The 2016-nt window shown below is 51.4% G+C and carries 2 protein-coding genes; one reads left to right on the forward strand and one right to left on the reverse strand.

The window, feature by feature from the left end:
• On the reverse strand, positions 1-249 hold a 249-nt coding region (locus tag IBX50_RS20115; RefSeq protein WP_292258173.1), incomplete at its 3' end, for a protein-disulfide reductase DsbD domain-containing protein.
• Between the two features lie 176 nt (positions 250-425).
• Here IBX50_RS20115 and IBX50_RS20120 point away from each other — a divergent pair.
• Positions 426-1979, forward strand: a complete 1554-nt coding sequence (locus tag IBX50_RS20120) for a PAS domain-containing methyl-accepting chemotaxis protein (protein WP_292258174.1) — start codon at positions 426-428, stop codon at positions 1977-1979.
• Positions 1980-2016: the final 37 nt, after the last annotated feature.

Consider the following 2016-nt stretch of genomic DNA (forward strand, 5'->3'; position numbering starts at 1 on the left):
ACGGTAGAGGTAATAACCCGGCTCAATATCCCAGCGGGCAAAAATCTGACTGCCCTCAACCCAGGCATCCACCTTAAAAGCCTGATCCGGTGGCAAAAAAGTAACCTTGTTGTCGGAGTTGCTCAACCAGGAGCTGAAACGACTGCTACCGGATTCAAACAGGCTGGATGCCTGAGACAGGGAGCTAAACAGGAATACAGCCAGAAACAATACAGAAAAAGCAGCGAGTCTGAATTTGCCAGGTGTCATGCAGCAGATGTCCGGTTAATGGATTGGTGGCCTTTCAGACCGGAAGGTCTGTTCAGGGTTCCCTTACATCAAGTCGCGGCTGGTGACAAAACGCCACTTTTCGATGCTTTAAAGCAGATCCTTCCAGTTTTACCATACGGGCATTGTACAATAACCAGATCAGGCGCGAGGGAAGCATGTCCAGGGAAATATCTGTTGATCCAACAAGCTGTATTATTTCATCCACCGATCTGCAAGGCAAAATTCTGGCTTGCAACGATTACTTCTGCGAAATCAGTGGTTATGCCCGGGAAGAGTTGCTGGGTGCTGATCACAAAATCATCCGCCATCCTGATATGCCTGCAGAGGTTTTTGCCGATATGTGGCAGTACCTCAAGGCTGGAAAAACCTGGATAGGTCCGGTTAAAAACCGCTGCAGAAATGGTGATTATTACTGGGTGAATGCTTATGTTTCACCCATTTATGATGGTGAGACTATCACCGGTTATCAATCTGTAAGACATCCACTGCAAGAGGCTGACCGTGAGCGAGCAGAGGCCATTTATGCCTTGTGGCGTAAAGGTGGTAAACCCCGTTTGCCGCTGACTCGTCGTATAGGTTTTACCCTGCGGTTATTTTTGGGCATGTTGATTCCGTTTCTGGGGCTGGTGATTGGCTGGTCTTATCGTGTGGAGCCACCCTTGATTGACCTGATGGTGATACTGCCGGTTTCCATTTTGTTCACGGGGTTGCTGGCTTATCGACTGACTTTGCCGCTGCGGGACAGGGTGGAGCGAGCCTTGAGCATGTACGACAACCCGGTTTCCCGCATGATTTACACAGGTCGTAATGATGAAGTGGGTGCTTTTGATCTGGCATTACGTTTTGCTGAGTTAAAAAACCTCACCAGCATCAATCGTATAGGCCACTCGGCAGATTATGTGGGTACACAGGTGTGTGAGCTGGTTGATCGCATGAGCCAGGCAGATGTATTAAGCAGTCAGCAGCATGATGAGCTGGATTTTACCACTTCGGCCATGCTGGGCGTGGTGGATGCATCCTCAGCGGTTGCGGAGCGTTGTGATCAGGCCGCAGTTCTGGCCGTGGAAGCAGAAGCACGTAGTCGGGAAAGCCATGTAGCACTCAACACGGTCATGTCGGACTTTCAGAGCAGTATTGTGCGTTTGCAGCAGTTGGATCAACAGGCACTGCAACTGGCGGAGCGGGTGGGCAATATTGATGCCATGGTGGATACCATTAATGCCATTGCTGAGCAGACCAACCTGCTGGCATTAAATGCCGCGATTGAGGCTGCGCGGGCAGGTGATGCCGGGCGCGGGTTTGCTGTGGTGGCTGATGAGGTTCGCCAGCTGGCAACCGGTTCCCAGCAGTCGGCAGGCCGGATACAGGAACAGGTCAGTGGATTCAGCAGCCTGACGGATGAGTTGTCACGTTCAGTGGCTGTCTCGGTGCAGGAGTTATCCGTTGCTATGCAACGCCTGCAGCAGGTGGGTAAACAAATGCAACAAATGCAGCAGTCGGTGCAACAGGTGGACAAGCTGAATCGGGAAACGGCAGAAGCCGTGCAGCTGCAATCAGAAACTCTGGGTGAAATGAGTCAGCGCCTGGATGCAGTCTTTGAAAGTGCCGCTGAGTTATCAAACAGCAGTGAAGAGAGTCGTGATCTGGCAGAAAAAATTCAGCAGATGGTGCTGGAGATGGAAGGGCTGATAACACGCTTTTCGCATTAAAACTGGTGGCTATGCCCTGACTCGAACAGGGGACCCC

This window comes from Marinospirillum sp. (assembly GCF_014859565.1).